The organism is Lactobacillus helveticus DSM 20075 = CGMCC 1.1877 (assembly GCF_000160855.1).
Lineage (GTDB): Bacteria > Bacillota > Bacilli > Lactobacillales > Lactobacillaceae > Lactobacillus > Lactobacillus helveticus.
The window spans coordinates 630,303-632,670 of sequence record NZ_GG700752.1; the positions used below are offsets into that span (position 1 = coordinate 630,303).

The window sequence follows — 2,368 nt, forward strand, 5'->3', positions numbered from 1 at the left end:
GACCTCAACTGGCTTTGGTACTGGTGGTGCTAAAGTTAATGAACTCAGTAGTAGGCGATGATGTCAAAGTTAAAGCTGCTGGTGGTATTCGCAACAGCGATGACTTTTTAGCTATGGTTCGTGCTGGTGCTGATCGTATCGGTTGTTCTGCTGGTGTGAAGACTTACGAAGCTTTGAAGCGCCGGATGGAAGACGATCATGTTGATAGTATTGAAATTAATCGTTAGGAGTAAGAAATGAAATTAGGAATCGTTGGTAGTGGCCAAATTGTTCATGACTTTTTGTCAGCCTCTGATCAAATGCAAGATGTAGAATTAGTGGCAATTTCCACTTTAGCTAGATCAAAGTCAGTCGCAGAAGAATTAGCCGAAAAATATCAAATAAATAAAGTCTACACAGATAATGAGGCAATGTTTGCAGATAACGATATTGATACTGTTTATATTGGTGTGCCTAATTCATTGCATTTTCCAATCGCAAGACAAGCTTTAACTGCAGATAAAAATGTCATCTGTGAAAAGCCACTGGTTGAAACTAGTGAGCAGGTAAGAGAACTTAAAAAGACTGCGGACAAACACCACGTTTTGCTTTTCGAAGCAATGACCGTTCTTTACCTTGAGAACTACTTCCACTTAAAGGAAGACTTGAAAAAGATCGGCAAGGTTCATGTAGTAGCTTTGAATTTAACGCAAATTTCTAGTCACTATGCAGAATTCTTGGCAGGTGTTCATATTCCTAAGTTTGACCGCAAAATGGGTGGCGGTGCCTTGATGGATATGAACATCTACAACATCAATTTCTGTGTCAGTCTATTTGGTCAACCTAAGCAAATCTCATACTTGCCAACAATTCAACGCGATACCGATACGTCTGGTATCTTGAATTTAACTTATGATGATAAGCAAGCTAGTTTAATTGCAGCCAAGGATGCAGCGGGACCAACTCGTTCATACATCGAAGGTGAGAAGGGCTTAATCTACTTCGATGGACCGTTCAATGTTTTGCCTGACTATTATATTCAAATAGAAAAAGAAGAGCCAAAGCATTATAACTTCAATAAGTATGGTCACCGAATGATTAGCGAGTTTAATTACTTTGCTAAAAAGATCAAAGAACATGACCAACAAGCTGCTGATGAGGCTTATGAACATAGTTTGAATGCGATTAGTGTTTTGGAAAAAGCACAGGAGTTTTTGCCACATGACTAAGGCAAAGTATCAAGAAATCGAAGAAATCTTACGCAAGCAGATAACTGATGGTCATTATCAAACTGGTGACTTGATTCCTAAGGAAATAGAGCTTGCGGCTAAATATCAGGTATCACGCCCAACGATTAGTCATGCGGTCCAGGATTTGGTTAATCAGGGCTACTTAGAACGTCGCAAACATGTGGGGACAATTGTTAAGCAAACTAAGATTGCTCAAGAATTTATTCATGTCATTCAAAGCTATGATCGCGAAATGGAGCAAAAGGGATTAACTGCTCCAACCCAGGTGCTGTATTTTAAAAAGGCTGAACCAACGGAAGAGGTAAGACAGGCTTTAGAGTTAAAAGACGACGATGAGGTTTATAAGTTAACGCGTTTACGTTTGGCTGATGGTAGTCCTAATGTAGTAGTTACCACCTATTTACCTGTAAAGCATTTAGCTGATTTAGAGCAAGTTGATTTTGCAAAGCAGTCGCTTTATCAGGAGTTGGATAAAAGAAATTTACCAGTCGTTCATGTTAAGCGAAAATTGGAAGTTAAGGTAGCCAATGAGATGACAGCTGACTTATTAGATATTACAGAAAAGGATCCTGTCTTCTATTTTCATACTTATGGCTATACCAAGAATGAGGTTCCGATTGAATATTCCATTGCGACATATCGTGGGGATGAAAATTACTTCTTAATTGATTTGAAAAAGTAAAAAACTAGTACAAATACCACAGTAGCGGGTAGATGTACTAGTTTTTTAGTTGATTAGTTTATTTAATTTTCTTTAGAAATTTTACGACAGTATTTTTCTAGCTTATTAAAATCGCAACAAAATTTATTGATATTTTTGTGTCTTTCAGGTTCATAACAAATGAACTTATGAATTAATTTCGCATTTTTGATAATTCGTCGTGCGAGACTGTAAAATAGTTTGTGTAAGGATGAATGATTCCTTAAATTAATTTCTTAAAATATTAGAAAAAGGAGTTCCTTTCTCGTATGATTGGTTTGAACAAAAAACACATACAGAAAGAAGAACTCCTTCATGAATGATTTTACCAAAAATATTGCTCAAGCTCTATTCAATCAAGACAAAATTAATGATTTATTGCGCAAAGAACTACAACAGGCAGTTAATGACTTGTTAGAAGCTGAATTAACTGCCTTTC

General features: G+C 36.8%; 2 protein-coding genes and 2 pseudogenes. All 4 read left to right on the forward strand.

Features of this window, described 5'->3' with window-relative positions; translation table 11 throughout:
* Positions 1–227: pseudogene (locus tag HMPREF0518_RS02990) on the forward strand (deoxyribose-phosphate aldolase); the annotation flags it as partial.
* A 9-nt stretch (positions 228–236) separates the two neighbouring features.
* Positions 237–1,208, forward strand: coding sequence for a Gfo/Idh/MocA family protein (locus HMPREF0518_RS02995; RefSeq protein WP_003625937.1), 972 nt, complete (start codon positions 237–239; stop codon positions 1,206–1,208).
* On the forward strand, positions 1,201–1,911 hold the full coding sequence (locus HMPREF0518_RS03000) for a GntR family transcriptional regulator (protein WP_003625939.1): 711 nt from the start codon (positions 1,201–1,203) through the stop codon (positions 1,909–1,911). The genes HMPREF0518_RS02995 and HMPREF0518_RS03000 overlap by 8 nt, the downstream gene beginning before the upstream one ends.
* 333 nt (positions 1,912–2,244) lie before the next feature.
* Positions 2,245–2,368: pseudogene (locus HMPREF0518_RS03005) on the forward strand (IS256 family transposase); the annotation flags it as partial.

Bases quoted from the DNA above. Each gene is read 5' to 3' on its own strand.
- HMPREF0518_RS02995 (WP_003625937.1), top strand. From the start codon at position 237: ATGAAATTAGGAATCGTTGGTAGTGGCCAAATTGTTCATGACTTTTTG.
- HMPREF0518_RS03000 (WP_003625939.1), top strand. From the start codon at position 1,201: ATGACTAAGGCAAAGTATCAAGAAATCGAAGAAATCTTACGCAAGCAG.